Annotated in this window: 14 protein-coding genes; 9 read left to right on the forward strand and 5 right to left on the reverse strand. The window is 70.2% G+C overall.

Features of this window, described 5'->3' with window-relative positions:
* Positions 1 to 93: 93 nt before the first annotated feature.
* Positions 94 to 864 carry a glycerophosphodiester phosphodiesterase family protein gene (locus FB381_RS00185; RefSeq protein ID WP_246087890.1) on the reverse strand — a complete coding sequence of 257 codons (771 nt, stop codon included), beginning with the start codon at positions 862 to 864 and terminating at the stop codon, positions 94 to 96.
* A gap of 156 nt (positions 865 to 1,020) precedes the next feature.
* On the opposite strand from FB381_RS00185, the gene FB381_RS00190 reads away from it, so the two are divergent.
* Positions 1,021 to 1,947 carry an alpha/beta fold hydrolase gene (locus tag FB381_RS00190; RefSeq protein ID WP_170225009.1) on the forward strand — a complete coding sequence of 309 codons (927 nt, stop codon included), beginning with the start codon at positions 1,021 to 1,023 and terminating at the stop codon, positions 1,945 to 1,947.
* On the opposite strand, the gene FB381_RS00195 is transcribed toward FB381_RS00190, so the two are convergent.
* Together FB381_RS00195 and FB381_RS00200 are read right to left on the reverse strand one after the other, a co-directional pair.
* Positions 1,910 to 2,629: an SDR family NAD(P)-dependent oxidoreductase gene (locus FB381_RS00195; protein ID WP_141778419.1), complete on the reverse strand. Its 720-nt coding sequence runs from the start codon at positions 2,627 to 2,629 to the stop codon at positions 1,910 to 1,912. The two genes, FB381_RS00190 and FB381_RS00195, sit on opposite strands and share 38 nt — an antisense overlap.
* Positions 2,626 to 3,384, reverse strand: coding sequence for a hypothetical protein (locus tag FB381_RS00200; RefSeq protein WP_141778420.1), 759 nt, complete (start codon positions 3,382 to 3,384; stop codon positions 2,626 to 2,628). The genes FB381_RS00195 and FB381_RS00200 overlap by 4 nt, the downstream gene beginning before the upstream one ends.
* Before the next feature lie 238 nt (positions 3,385 to 3,622).
* On the opposite strand from FB381_RS00200, the gene FB381_RS00205 reads away from it, so the two are divergent.
* A complete protein-coding gene (locus tag FB381_RS00205) occupies positions 3,623 to 4,984 on the forward strand; it encodes a lytic transglycosylase domain-containing protein (protein ID WP_246087891.1) in 1,362 nt (453 codons plus the stop codon).
* A 9-nt stretch (positions 4,985 to 4,993) separates the two neighbouring features.
* Here the strand turns inward: FB381_RS00205 and FB381_RS00210 are convergent, their stop codons facing one another.
* Positions 4,994 to 6,010 carry an NADP-dependent oxidoreductase gene (locus FB381_RS00210; RefSeq protein ID WP_141778421.1) on the reverse strand — a complete coding sequence of 339 codons (1,017 nt, stop codon included), beginning with the start codon at positions 6,008 to 6,010 and terminating at the stop codon, positions 4,994 to 4,996.
* A 69-nt stretch (positions 6,011 to 6,079) separates the two neighbouring features.
* Here FB381_RS00210 and FB381_RS00215 point away from each other — a divergent pair, with 69 nt between their 5' ends.
* From FB381_RS00215 to FB381_RS00240, 6 genes are all read left to right on the forward strand, one after another.
* Positions 6,080 to 6,982, forward strand: coding sequence for an amidohydrolase family protein (locus FB381_RS00215; RefSeq protein WP_141778422.1), 903 nt, complete (start codon positions 6,080 to 6,082; stop codon positions 6,980 to 6,982).
* Entirely contained in the window at positions 6,979 to 7,512 is a 534-nt protein-coding gene (locus FB381_RS00220) for a cysteine dioxygenase (RefSeq protein ID WP_141778423.1), read from the forward strand. The genes FB381_RS00215 and FB381_RS00220 overlap by 4 nt, the downstream gene beginning before the upstream one ends.
* A 127-nt stretch (positions 7,513 to 7,639) precedes the next feature.
* Positions 7,640 to 8,746 carry an ABC transporter ATP-binding protein gene (locus FB381_RS00225; protein ID WP_425465434.1) on the forward strand — a complete coding sequence of 369 codons (1,107 nt, stop codon included), beginning with the start codon at positions 7,640 to 7,642 and terminating at the stop codon, positions 8,744 to 8,746.
* Positions 8,743 to 9,399 (forward strand): ABC transporter permease, encoded by a 657-nt coding sequence (locus FB381_RS00230; protein WP_141778424.1) that lies wholly within the window; start codon positions 8,743 to 8,745, stop codon positions 9,397 to 9,399. The genes FB381_RS00225 and FB381_RS00230 overlap by 4 nt, the downstream gene beginning before the upstream one ends.
* Positions 9,396 to 10,115, forward strand: coding sequence for an ABC transporter permease (locus FB381_RS00235; protein ID WP_141778425.1), 720 nt, complete (start codon positions 9,396 to 9,398; stop codon positions 10,113 to 10,115). Before FB381_RS00230 ends, FB381_RS00235 begins: the two co-directional genes overlap by 4 nt.
* A 61-nt stretch (positions 10,116 to 10,176) precedes the next feature.
* Positions 10,177 to 11,109: an ABC transporter substrate-binding protein gene (locus FB381_RS00240; RefSeq protein WP_141778426.1), complete on the forward strand. Its 933-nt coding sequence runs from the start codon at positions 10,177 to 10,179 to the stop codon at positions 11,107 to 11,109.
* A 112-nt stretch (positions 11,110 to 11,221) separates the two neighbouring features.
* Here the strand turns inward: FB381_RS00240 and FB381_RS00245 are convergent, their stop codons facing one another.
* Positions 11,222 to 11,788 (reverse strand): TetR/AcrR family transcriptional regulator, encoded by a 567-nt coding sequence (locus FB381_RS00245; RefSeq protein ID WP_141778427.1) that lies wholly within the window; start codon positions 11,786 to 11,788, stop codon positions 11,222 to 11,224.
* A 140-nt stretch (positions 11,789 to 11,928) separates the two neighbouring features.
* On the opposite strand from FB381_RS00245, the gene FB381_RS00250 reads away from it, so the two are divergent.
* Positions 11,929 to 12,501: a hypothetical protein gene (locus FB381_RS00250; RefSeq protein WP_141778428.1), complete on the forward strand. Its 573-nt coding sequence runs from the start codon at positions 11,929 to 11,931 to the stop codon at positions 12,499 to 12,501.
* Position 12,502 lies beyond the last annotated feature (1 nt).

The raw sequence follows: 12,502 nt of genomic DNA on the forward strand, positions 1-12,502 counted from the left end.
CGAGCTCCCGCCCCGGGTAACACGTCGTTCGTAGTACTACTCGCCCTATCGAAACGACCGGATGGTCCTACGAACGACGTGTTACACCCCCGCTCAGCGCCCCAGCAGCCCCAGCAGGAACCCCGGCCGGTCGGTGATCAACGACTGCACCTGCAGGTCGAGACAGAGCTTGAGCTGCTCCTCGGTGTTGACGGTGTAGACGTGGAGGTTGCGGCCCTTCTGCGCCAGCCTCCGGGCGAGCTTGGGGTGCGCGGTGAGCATGTCGATGCCCGCGCCGAGCCACCAGTCCTCACCGATCACATGCCGCAGGAGCGACCAGTTGGCGGCGCGGTCGACGAGCTGCACGAGAGGTACGCCGGGGGCCAGTCTCTCGACGCGCTGCAGCGCCGTGAACGAGAAGCTCATCACCCGCACCGGACCGCCCGGGCCGGCCCAGCCGAAGTCACCGAGCACGTCGACGAGCCGGCCCTCGGTCAGCCCGCCGTAGCGGGTCGGGTGCTTGGTCTCGATGGCCACCTCGACGTGGCGGTCGTAGTCGTGGACGGTCCGCAGCAGCCGGTGCAGGGTCAGCACGCCACGCATGTCGGGGTCCGGATCGACCGTGACCCCGGAGCGGACATCGCCCTTCCACGCCGCGAAGTCGATCGCCTGCAGCTCGGCGAGCGTCATCTCCGAGACCAGCCCCTGGGCGCCGATACGACGCAGGTGACGGTCGTGGACGCAGACGAGGTGTCCGTCCATCGTCAGACGTACGTCGCACTCCAGGGCGTCGGCGCCCGCGTCGAGCGCTGCGACGTACGCGGCCAGGGTGTGCTCGGCGATGTCATGACTGGCGCCGCGATGCGCGACGACCTGGGGCCTCATACATCGATTGTGTGTCATCGACCAAGGCCGTCGCACGCGACACGAGCGGGGAGTCCCGGATCGCGGAGTATGAAAATTCTTTACCCAGGGGCGTACAGATCTGGCATCCTCCTCGGACACGGCCGGCCCGAAAGGGACAGAGCTCGAAGGAGACGGATGGATCTCGGAAGCCACAACATCGGCGGGCCCCGCGACGTCGGGCACTTCCGCGACCAGGAGTCGTTCGCGCGGTTCGCGGAGGCCTACTCGGCCGCCTTCGAGAAGATGCCGCCGATGCGGGTGCAGGACGTGGAGACGAGCTATGGACGCCTACGGGCCTACTGGTTCGGCGACGCCGACGACGTCCCGATCGTCCTCCTGCCCGGCAGCGGCGCGGCGACCCCGATGTGGTGGGACCACCTCCACGACCTGGCCGGCCTCGGCCATCCGGTGGTCGCCGTCGAGCCGATCGGCCAGGCCGGGGCGAGCCGCCAGACCGCACCCATCAAGCACGCCGACCACGCGACCCGCTGGTTCACGGAGGCGCTCGAAGCCCTCGCCCCGGAGGGCGCGCACGTGATCGGAGCCAGCCTCGGTGGCTGGCTGGGCCTGCAGACGGCCGTACGCTCCCCGGAGCGGTTCCGCTCGCTGACTGTCATCGATCCGCCGAGCGTCTTCGCCCGGCTCAGCCCGACCTTCCTGGCGCTCGGCATCGGCTCCTCGATCCGGTTCCTGCCGAGCTCCGTGCGCCGCTGGATGTTCGACACCATCATCGGCCTCGGCCCCTCGGACGCCGACGATCCGGACGCCGTCCTCGCCATGGCGGCGTTCGACACCTTCGGGCTGCGGCTGCCGCCTCCGTCCGGCCTCACCGACGACGACCTGGCAGGGGTCGCGGTGCCGGTGCTGGCGCTGATCGGCGGGCGCAGCCGCGTCCACGCCCCGGACAAGGCAGCTCAGCGCGCCCGGCTGATGCCCGGCGCGACCGTCGAGGTGTGGGCGACGGCCGGCCATGTGCTCAACGCCGCCTACCCGATCCGGTTCGCCGCGGCCGTGGGCAAGCACATCACCGGCCGCCGGCCACCCGCAGCGTCGTCGCGGTGACGTAGCCGGCCTTCTCGCTCATCAGCCACGCGACCGCCTCCGCGACCTCGTCGGGTGAGGACGCGCGACCGAGCGGGATCTGCGGCGCCATCCGCTCGATCCGGTCGGGGTCGCCGGTGGAGGCGTGCAGGTCGGTCTCGGTGAGCCCGGGCGCGACCGCGACCACCCGGATCCCCAGGCTCGCGACCTCGAGCCCGAGCCCCTTCGTAAGAGCGTCGATGCCTGCCTTCGCGGCGGCGTAGTGCACGTACTCACCCGGCGAGCCGAGCGTGGCGGCGCCCGAGGAGATGTTGACGATCACGCCTCCCGCACCGGTCATGGCAGCCACCGCCGCGCGGGCGACCAGCGTCGGGCCGACCAGGTTGACGGCGTACGTCGTCCGGATCTCGTCGGCAGGCGTGTCGACCAGGGGCGCGTAGCGGTAGGTCGCGCCGGCGTTGTTGACCACGCCGGTGATCGGGCCGGCGGCCTCGAACAGCTCGGCGATGCCGGCGTCGGTGGTGATGTCGGCGCGCACGATCTCGCAGGCGGCTCCGAGCTCCCGCACCGAGTCACGCGTCGACGCGGCCGCCTCGGAGTCGGCCAGATAGCCGAGCACCAGCGAGTGGCCGTCGGCGGCGAGCCGACGAGCGATGGCGGCGCCGATGCCGCGGGTGCCACCGGTGACGAGAGTGCGTTTCACCCCCGAAGAGTGTCACGCAGCTTCCACGCCACCAACACCGATGCCAGCACACCGGCCAGCGCCCAGCCGGCCGGGTAGTGCACGGCGGGCTCGTTCCAGCGCTCGTGGAAGTAGACCAGGTGGGAGGAGAGCAGGCCGATGTCGACCGAGCGGCCCTCCTGCACCAGCACCCCGACGGCGACCAGCACCGTGAGCAGGGTCTGCATCGCCCAGCCCAGGATCCACGCGGGCAGCCAGGCGACCACATCGACACCGCGGCGTACGGAGGTCACGAGCACGGTCACCAGCGCGGCCGCCAGCAGGGCGTTGAGGACCGACGACGGCAGGTCGCCGGGGAGCACGCCGTCGAGCCAGGCAGGTGTGCAGACGGCCGGCGCGGCCAGCATCGGAGCACGCAGCACGCAGGGCCCCAGGCTCGCGGCGAGCCCCGCCCCGAGGCCGACGAGAGTGGTGACCCCGGCGATCGCGACCATGTTGAGGAGCATCGCCTGGTTGCCCGCCCCCGGGCCGGCGCCGAGCGAGATCCCGACCAGGGCGGCAGCCGCGACACCGATGCTCGCCAGCGTCGCACCGAGCAGTCGCCGACCGGGCAGCAGGCCGGCCGTGAGACCGCCGAGCGCGGCGGCGAGCAGCGTGAACGAGACCAGCTCGGCGACCATCGGGGCGAGCAGGAGAGGCTGCGGGTTGACGAGCTGCGGGAGGAAACCGACGCCCCACCCGCCGGCCGCGACCAACGGCACCATCCATGGACGCACCCGCGCAGGCCTCATCGGTTCAGGCCTCATCGGTTCAGGCATGCCCACCACCGTGACAGGTGCGGGCTGAGCCCAGGCAGCGCGTTGGATAACTCCAACCCAACGCAAGATGCCCAATTATTGAGGTCTCTTTCCGGCAAGCACCGGATTTCTTATTGTCAGGCGGTGGACTGACCGACCTGGGTACCCTCGGACTACGGCACACGTACGCCACGCGGTGGATGAGGTGAGAATCGGCGTGAGCAAGGCATCGCGGCATGTCTGGATGACGGCGCTCGCGGGCATCGGGCCCCGAGTCGTCGCCGCTGTCGCGTTGATCGCCACCTTCGCCGTCATGGCCCCCGAGGAGGGCCGGCTCGACACCGGCCGGCACCCCGGTCTGCCCGACCCGGGCGCGCTGCAGGACCCGCTCGGCGTCGCGGGCTCGATGGGCGGCGTGCGAGACCTGACCACGGCCGACTCCGTGAAGCTGGCCGCCGATGCATCGGAGCTGTCGATCCCGCCGGTCGCCCTGGCCGCCTACCAGCGCTCGTCCACGGTGCTCAACGACGCCGATACCTCGTGCCGCATCGACTGGGCGCTGGTCGCCGCGATCGGCATGGTCGAGAGCAACCACGGTCGCCACGGCGGCAGCGAGCTCGGCCCCAACGGCACCGCCGAGCCGGCGATCATCGGCGTGGCGCTCGACGGCAAGGACGGGCGCGCCGAGATCCGCGACACCGACCGCGGCCTCTACGACCACGACACCGTCTACGACCGTGCGGTCGGCCCGATGCAGTTCCTCCCCTCGACCTGGACCTACGCCGGGGCCGACGGCGACGGCGACAACCGCCGCGACCCGCAAGACATCGACGACGCCGCGGTCGCGGGCGCCGCCTACCTCTGCGCCGGCACCGAAGACGTCAGCACCGACGCCGGCGCCCGCACCGCCGTCTTCCGCTACAACCAGAGCCAGACGTACGTCGACACGGTGCTGCAGATCGCCGAGAAGTATCGCAACGGCGAGTTCCCCGGCTCGGCGGTCGTCGACGGTGGAACGCCCTCGACGGTCGAGCCCACGGCTTCCCCGCTGCCTCCCAAGACCGTGCGCGCCGACAAGCCGGCCGCCCCGGCACCGAGCGAGACGCCCAAGGCTGCGCCGGCCCCGGAGATGCCGGAGGCGACGCTCAAGGACAGCAAGGGTCCGGAGCCGTCGGAGTCGGCGGATGTCAGCGATGAGGAGAAGGGTGAGGAGGAGAACAACGGCGGGGATCAGGGGAGCACAACCCCAACGCCTACGCCTACTCCCACCCCGACGCCGACCGATCCGCCGGTCACGGAGGAGCCCGAAGAGCCCACAGTCGAGGAGAAGTGTGAGGCGGCGGTGCGAGTCATGTACCCGACCATCGTCCCCACGACCACGCCCGAGTCCAGCCAACCGAGCGCTACACCTTCTGCTGTCCCGGAGGAACCGCTGTTCGACCGAATCGTCGACCTGTGCGTTGACAGCTTCCCGGACTCGGCGGCTGCACTGCCGGAGGAGATTGACGAGTTCCTACGGGCTCTTGCAGGTGATGATGCATGGGCGGAGCTCCCAGACCCTGTGTCACTGGCTGAGTGACACCAGCACTCAACTGACCTTGATCACGGTCTTCCCGAAGTTCTGCCCCCGCAACATCCGGTTGAACGCCTCGGGAGCGTTCTCGAGCCCCTCGGTGACGTCCTCGCGATAGCGAAGCTTGCCGTCGGCGATCCAGCCGGCGGCCTGGGTGAGGAAGTTGCGCTGGTGGTCGGCGGCGAACTCGTCCTGGATGAACCCCCGGATCAGCAGCGACCTGGTGAGGATGTTGCTCATCAGCGCGGGTGCGCGGTTGGGGCCCTCCGGCGCCGAGGTGTCGTTGTAGTGCGCGACGAGACCGCAGACCGGCACTCGGGCGAACTTGTTGAGCAGCGGCAGCACCGCGTCCCACACGTGCCCGCCGACGTTCTCGAAGTAGACGTCGATGCCGTCGGGCACTGCCGCCTTCAGCTGCTCCTTGAAGTCGGGCGCACGGTGGTCGAGGGCGGCGTCGAAGCCGAGCTCGTCGAGGTGGGCGACCTTCTCCGGGCCGCCGGCGATGCCGACCGCGCGGCAACCGAGGATCTTCGCGATCTGCCCGACGGTCGCTCCGACCGGCCCGGTCGCGGCGGCCACCACGACGGTCTCACCGGGCTTGGGCTGGCCGATCTGGGTCAGTCCGGCGTACGCGGTGAAGCCAGGCATGCCGAGCACTCCGAGGGCGGTGGAGATCGGTGCCGCGTCCGGGTCGAGCGGCCTGGTCTGCTTGGCCGGGGCCACCGAGTAGCCCTGCCAGCCGCCGTAGGCCAGCACGACATCGCCCACCGCACGCGACGGGTCGCGCGACTCGACGACCTCGGCCACCGTGGCGCCGGGCATCACGTCGCCGATCTCGGTCGGCGCTGCGTACGACTTCGCATCGCTCATCCGGCCGCGCATGTAGGGGTCGAGCGAGAGATATCTCGTGCGCAGCAGCACCTCTCCGTCTCCGGGCGTCGGCACCTCGGTGGTGACGATCGAGTAGTCGTCGGCGGTCGGCTCGCCGACCGGGCGGGCACGGAGCAGGATCTGGGTGTTCTGGTCGCTCATCTCGCCATCGTGTCACGGACGGGAAACCCACATCTTGCTTAATTTGCACTAAAGAGATTGACTTACATCATGAAAGGCACGGTGGACCTGCATCAGCATCTGTGGCCACCGGCCATGATCGAGGAGCTGCGCCGTCGGCGCGAGCCGCCCCACCTCGACGGCTGGACGCTTCACACCGACGGCGAGGCACCCTTCGCAGTCGACCCGGCCACCCACGACCTCGCCCGTCGCGCGGAGCAGGAGAGCGGGCTCACGCTGCTCTCCCTCTCCAGCCCGCTGGGCATCGAGACGCTTGCGCCGGACGATGCGCAGGACCTGCTCGACGCCTGGCACGGTCTCGCCGACGACCTGCCTGCCGGCTTCGGTCTCTGGGCCTCACCGGCACTGGTCCAGCCCGACCTCGACGGTCTCGCAGAGACCCTCGGGCACGACCGCATCCATGGTCTCCAGGTGCCCGCGACCGCGTTGGCGACACCGGCCGCCGTCGAGTCGCTCACCCCGGTGCTCGCTGTGGCCGAGCAGGCCGGCCTGCCCGTGCTGGTGCACCCCGGACCGGCCCCGACCACCCGCACCGGCACCACGGCGGAGCAGCCGGCGTGGTGGCCCGCCCTGACGTCGTACGTCGCCCAGCAGAGCGCCGCATGGCACGCCTGGCATGTCGCGGGCAGGTCGCTGCTGCCGACCCTCCGGATCGCGTTCGTGGGCCTGGCCGGGCTCGCTCCGCTGCACCACGAGCGGCTCGCCCAACGAGGCGGGAGCCTCGGCGCGATCGACCGGCACGTCTACTACGAGACCTCGTCCTACGGCACCCAGGCGATCGACGCCCTCTCGCGCGTCGTCGGCGTCGACCCGCTGGTCAACGGCTCGGACCGGCCCTACGCCGAGGCGACCGACCCCGACCTCGGCGCCGCCCTGAGCCACGCGATCTTCGTCGCCAACCCACACCACCTGCTCAACGGAGGAGACCGATGACCATCACCGAACCGACCGTCGACACCGTGCTGAACGCCGTCGACCTCCCCGACCTCGCCGGACGTACGCTCGCTCCTGGCGAGCTCCGGGACTGGGTCGACCGTCTCGCCGAGCGCCCCGACCTCTGGCACCACCTCGTGCGCCACGACACCGGCGGACGCCACTACGTCTCGCTCTACCGGGACAAGGACATCGACGTCTGGCTGCTGTGCTGGAACACCGTCGACGACACCGGCTGGCACGACCACGACATCTCCTCCGGCGCGGTCGCCGTCACCCGTGGCTCGGTCTTCGAGCAGCAGCCGAGGTTCGGCGGCGACCCCGTGCGGCGCGAGGTCGGCTCGGGGCGCAGCTTCGGGTTCGGCCCCGACCACATCCACCGGATGAGCGGCGCGGTCGACGGCTCCGTATCGATCCATGCCTACTCGCCGCCGCTGTGGCGGATGGGGCAGTACTCCATCAGCGACGACGGCGTGATGCGCCGCGTCTCGGTCTCCTACGCCGACGAGTTGCGCCCGCTGGAGGAATGAAAGTCATCGTTGCCACGCTGCTTGATGTGTCCGCTCTGCTTAAGATGTTCCGGTTCTCCGGCCTGATCTGGCAGGCTGCGGAAGTTGTGCAGCGGCACCCTCGGGTGACGGACGAGAGACGGGAGCGGTGGCTGTGATCGAGTTCGACGGCGTCACCAAGCGCTATCCCGACGGCACCGTGGCCGTCGACGACCTCTCCATGAAGGTCGGCACCGGGCAGATCACGGTCTTCGTGGGGCCCTCGGGCTGCGGCAAGACGACGGCGCTGCGGATGATCAACCGGATGATCCAGCCGACCTCGGGCCGGATCCTGATCGACGGTGACGACGTCACCACCCGACCGGAGGCCCAGCTGCGCCGAGAGATCGGCTACGTCATCCAGGGCGCAGGACTGTTCCCGCACCGCACGGTGCTCGACAACGTCGCAACCGTGCCGGTCCTGCAGGGCACCACCCGACGCGAGGCACGCCAGGCGGCGCTCGGCCTGCTCGAGCGCGTCGGGCTGCCGGCCACCCTGGCCAAGCGCTACCCGGCTCAGCTCTCGGGCGGGCAGCAGCAGCGCGTCGGCGTCGCCCGTGCGCTCGCGGCCGACCCGCCGGTGCTGCTCATGGACGAGCCGTTCTCTGCCGTCGACCCGGTCGTGCGCGACGACCTCCAGCAGGAGCTGCTCCGACTCCAGGGCGAGCTCGGCAAGACGATCGTGCTGGTCACCCACGACATCGACGAGGCGATCCGTCTGGGCGACGAGGTCGCGGTCTTCGCCGAAGGCGCCAGGCTGGCCCAGTTCGCCTCGCCCGCCGACCTCCTTGCCGCCCCGGCCGACGACTTCGTGGCCTCGCTCGTCGGTCGCGACCGCGGCTTCCGGGGCCTCTCCTTCGCCGACGGCGACCAGATCGCGCTCAAGCCGACCGACCACGAGGTCGACGGCCTCAGGCTCGAGACCGACGCCGACGGTCGCCCGCTCGGCTGGCGCGGCGCCGAGGGGCTCCTGCCCACCGAGGGCAGCTTCAGCGACGGAGCGAGCCTGCGAGCCGTCACCGACCTGGTCATCCTCTCGCCCGCCGGCGCCGCCGTGCGGGTCGACGCCGACGGCCGCGCCGACGGCCTGGTCCTGCTCGAGGACATCGCCGGCGACGTACGCGCACGGCAGCGTGAGCGGCTGACCGCCCTCGTCGTGGCGACGCCGGCCACGGCACACTCCGACAACCCGCCTCCCGCGAAGGCTTCCGAATGACCGAGCTCTGGCACTACCTCGAGACCAACCTCGACGACGTGCTCTCCGCACTCGTCGAGCACGTCTGGCTCGCTCTGCTCCCGGTCGCGATCGCCTTCCTCCTGGCACTACCGCTGGGTGCTCTGGTGCACCGCTACCGCCCGGCGCGCCACCTGGCGCTCACCACCGGAAGCGTGGTCTACACGGTGCCGTCGCTCGCGCTGCTCCTGCTCCTCCCGGGCCTTCTCGGCACCAGCGTCCTCGACCCGACCAACGTGGTCATCGCCCTGACGCTCTACTCGCTGGCCCTGCTCGTACGCACCACCGCCGACGGCCTCGACGCCGTCGACACCACCGTCCTCCAGGCCGCGACCGCGATGGGATATCGCCCCGCACGTCGCTGGTTCTCTGTGCAGCTGCCGCTGGCGATGCCGGTCATCCTGACCGGCCTGCGGGTGGCGACCGTCGCCAACGTCAGCATGGTCAGCGTCGCCGCCCTGATCGGCATCGGCGGCCTCGGCCAGCTCTTCACCCGTGGCTTCCAGCTCGGCTTCTACCTGCCCCCGATCGTGATCGGGCTCGTGCTCTCGGTCGCGCTCGCGGTCGTCGCCGACATGCTCATCGTCGTGGTGCAGCGCGGGCTGACTCCGTGGGCGAGAGCGGGTGCCCGATGAGCCTCGACTACCTGCTCGACCCCACCAACTGGGCGTTCGCGAGCCCCGACGGCTTCCCGCAGCGCATCCTCGAGCATCTCGGCTACACGGCCCTGGCCCTGCTGATCGCCGCTGTGATCGCCTTCCCGATCGGCCTGCTCATCGGCCACACCGGACGCGGCGCCCTGGTCGCCATCAACCTCGGCAACGCCGGCCGCGCGCTGCCGACGCTCGGTGTGCTGATGCTCGCGCTCGGCCTGATCGGGATCGGACTGGTGCCGGTGACCATCGCCCTGGTCGTGCTCGCCATCCCGCCCGTGCTCGCCTCGACGTACGCAGGCATCCGATCGGTCGCCGACGAGACCGTCGACGCGGCCCGCGGGGTGGGCATGACCGAGGTGCAGATCGCCTGGCGCGTCGAGGTCCCGATCGCGCTGCCGCTCCTCATCGGAGGGCTGCGCAACGCGTCGCTCCAGGTCGTCTCGACCGCATCCATCGCTGCGTACGCAGGGCTGGGCGGCCTCGGCCGCTATCTCTTCGACGGCCTGGCGACGCTGCAGTACGACCAGGTGGTCGCGGGCGCGATCGTGCTCGCCGCGCTCGCGGTCGCGATCGACCTGGTGCTCGCCGGCGCCCAACGTCTCCTGGTCTCTCCCGGGGTCGACGGCCGCAGCGCCGGCGATCGCCCGTCGACGACCGAGACGGCGCCCGCCGAGCCGATCAGCGCCGCCACCTGACCCATCCAGAGCCTGACCCACAACGAACCCGACGCAGCATCAGCCACCGAGAGGTATCTCCATGTCCCGCAGAACCCGCACCACCGCGTACCTGCTCGCGGCCATCGCCGTGGCAGGCTCCCTGACCGCCTGCGGCGGCGACCCGCTCGACTCCGGCTCGGACTCCGGCTCGGGCTCCGGCAGCGACACGATCGTCGTCGGCTCGGCCAACTTCCCCGAGAGCGAGCTGCTCATGGAGATGTACGCCCAGGCCCTCGAGGCCGAGGGCGTGAAGGTCGAGACCAAGCCCAACATCGGCTCGCGCGAGGTCTACATGGAGGCGTTCAAGAGCGGTGACATCGACCTGCTGCCCGAATACAACGGCGGCCTGCTGTCCTACCTGAAGGGCGGCGAGCTCCCCGAGGGTGTCTCCTCGCCCGACGACGTCTACGACGCGCTCCAGGACGTGCTCCCGAAGGGCAGCGAGACGCTGCCACAGTCGGCCGCGGAGGACAAGGACTCGCTGACGGTGACCAAGGAGACCGCCGAGAAGTACTCGTTGACCAGCGTCGAAGACCTCGCGCCGGTGGCCAAGGACCTCACCCTCGGTGCCAGCCCGGAGTTCAAGGAGCGCCCCCAGGGCGTGCCCGGCCTGGAGAAGGTCTACGGCGTCACCTTCAAGGGTTTCACCCCGACCGACCCCGGCGGTCCGCTGACCATTGCCGCCCTGAAGAAGGGCTCCGTCGACGTCGCCAACGTCTTCACGACCGACTCGGCGATCCCGACCAACGACTGGGTCGTCCTGGAGGACCCGAAGAGCCTCTTCCTCGCCCAGAACATCGTCCCGCTGATCCAGTCGGACGCCCTCAGCGACGAGGCCGAGACCGCCCTCAACTCGGTCTCCGAGGCCCTGACCACCGACAACCTCACCGATGCTCTGGCGAAGGTGCAGGTCGACAAGGCCGACCCCGCCACCGTCGCCAAGGAGTTCCTCTCCGACAACGGCGTCAACTGACGAAACCCCCGCCGAGTCGGCTCGTCCTGACCGAATTCCTGGTCGAGTCGGCTCGTCCTGACCGAAAATCCCGCCGAGTCGGCTCGTTAGAACGAGCCGACTCGGCGGGGTTTCAGCCGGCGAGGCTGCTGCGGTAGGTGAGCAGACCCTCCAGGCCGCGCAGGAAGGTCTGGCAGACCGGTGCCGGGTCGGTCAGGCAGCCGGCCGCCATCGCACCGTCGCGCAGCATGACGAAGTGACGGCCGGCGGCCTCGGCGTCGGGCTTGCCGGTCTCGGCGAAGAGGTCGGTGATCGCGGCCAGGAACCATTCACGGTGCACGAGCACCGCCCGGTGCACAACGTGGGCAGGATCCGGATATTCGGCGGCCGCGTTGAGGAACGCGCAGCCACGGAATCCCTCGCTCTCGATGTCTGCGGCGATCGAGCGGCCGACCGCCCGGATGAGGTCGTCGGGGTCCGCCTTCTCCGCCCGCGCCGCATCGACGCGCGCGCGGATCGCCTCGTCGGCTTGGGTCAGGTAGGCGACGACGAGGTCGTCCTTGCTGCGGAAGTGCCGGTAGAGCGTCGCCCGGGTGACCTGCGCCTCGGCGATCACGCGGTCGACCCCGACCGCGTGCAGACCCTCGAGATAGAACAGCCTGCTCGCCGTGCTGAGCAGCCGATCGCGCGCTTCCGACATCCGTGGTTCCTCCTGTTCCGATGCACTCGACGCTAGCAGACAGAACGATCGTTCTTGCATTTGTAGTCAGCGCGGTGCAGACTCTGGATCCAAGGTAGAACGATCGTTCTGTCTCCCAAGAGATCCGAGGAAGAGAACCCATGTCCACCTCCGTAGAAACCGCCCACCCCGGCATCCCGACCACATCGACGAGCGGGCTGCCGAAGCTCTACTTCGTACGCTTCGGCTTCGCCGTCGCCTGGGCCGTGCTGGTCGCACTCACCGCATCGACGCTCAACCCGGCGAGCGTCGCGCTGCTGGTGATCTACCCGCTCTTCGACGTCGCCGCCGCGGTGGTCGACTTCCGCACCTCGGGTGCCACCGGGCCGCGCGCGCTGCTCTACGTCAACATGGCGCTCAGCCTGCTCACCGCGATCGGCGTCGCGGTCGCTGCAGCCTCCGGCATCCCCGACATCCTGCGGGTGTGGGGCGCCTGGGCGATCACTGCTGGTCTCGTCCAGCTGATCGTCGCGGTGCGGCGCTACCGGCTCGGCGGCCAGTGGGCGATGATTCTGAGCGGCGGCATCTCGACCCTGGCCGGGAGCAGCTTCATCGTGATGGCCGCAGGTCCGAGGCCGTCGGTCACCGGCCTGGCCGGCTACGCGACCCTGGGCGGCATCTTCTTCCTCATTTCCGCCCTCCGCCTGCGTCAGCGCGCGAGTAAGGTGAACTGAC

It is taken from the genome of Nocardioides albertanoniae (assembly GCF_006716315.1).
GTDB classification, from domain to species: Bacteria; Actinomycetota; Actinomycetes; order Propionibacteriales; family Nocardioidaceae; genus Nocardioides; species Nocardioides albertanoniae.

What these genes read in the sequence shown, in the direction of transcription:
- FB381_RS00185 (WP_246087890.1), bottom strand. Translation starts at nt 864, where the DNA reads ATGAGGCCCCAGGTCGTCGCGCATCGCGGCGCCAGTCATGACATCGCC.
- FB381_RS00190 (WP_170225009.1), top strand. Translation starts at nt 1,021, where the DNA reads ATGGATCTCGGAAGCCACAACATCGGCGGGCCCCGCGACGTCGGGCAC.
- FB381_RS00210 (WP_141778421.1), bottom strand. Translation starts at nt 6,010, where the DNA reads ATGAGCGACCAGAACACCCAGATCCTGCTCCGTGCCCGCCCGGTCGGC.
- FB381_RS00215 (WP_141778422.1), top strand. Translation starts at nt 6,080, where the DNA reads ATGAAAGGCACGGTGGACCTGCATCAGCATCTGTGGCCACCGGCCATG.
- FB381_RS00220 (WP_141778423.1), top strand. Translation starts at nt 6,979, where the DNA reads ATGACCATCACCGAACCGACCGTCGACACCGTGCTGAACGCCGTCGAC.
- FB381_RS00230 (WP_141778424.1), top strand. Translation starts at nt 8,743, where the DNA reads ATGACCGAGCTCTGGCACTACCTCGAGACCAACCTCGACGACGTGCTC.
- FB381_RS00235 (WP_141778425.1), top strand. Translation starts at nt 9,396, where the DNA reads ATGAGCCTCGACTACCTGCTCGACCCCACCAACTGGGCGTTCGCGAGC.
- FB381_RS00240 (WP_141778426.1), top strand. Translation starts at nt 10,177, where the DNA reads ATGTCCCGCAGAACCCGCACCACCGCGTACCTGCTCGCGGCCATCGCC.
- FB381_RS00245 (WP_141778427.1), bottom strand. Translation starts at nt 11,788, where the DNA reads ATGTCGGAAGCGCGCGATCGGCTGCTCAGCACGGCGAGCAGGCTGTTC.
- FB381_RS00250 (WP_141778428.1), top strand. Translation starts at nt 11,929, where the DNA reads ATGTCCACCTCCGTAGAAACCGCCCACCCCGGCATCCCGACCACATCG.